The 270-nt window shown below is 36.3% G+C and carries 1 protein-coding gene; it reads left to right on the forward strand.

Going from position 1 to position 270, the window contains the following annotated elements; translation table 11 throughout:
- Nucleotides 1-270, forward strand: a 270-nt coding sequence (locus tag SB775_RS29870) for a glycosyltransferase (RefSeq protein ID WP_410864864.1), incomplete at both ends; no start/stop codon positions are given.

Below are 270 nucleotides of genomic sequence, written 5' to 3' on the forward strand. Positions count from 1 at the left end.
GGGACAGAGTTAGGAAAGCAATTGGCGGAACGCGGGCATGAAATTCATTTTATTACATCGGGTGTACCATTTCGGTTGAATAAAGTGTACCCGAACATTTATTTTCACGAAGTAACAGTAAATCAATATTCTGTTTTTCAATATCCACCTTACGATTTAGCATTAGCGAGTAAAATGGCAGAGGTTGCTCAAAGAGAAAACCTTGATATTTTACATGTGCATTATGCAATCCCTCATGCTATTTGTGCATATTTAGCAAAACAAATGATT

Source organism: Peribacillus sp. SIMBA_075 (assembly GCF_046534585.1).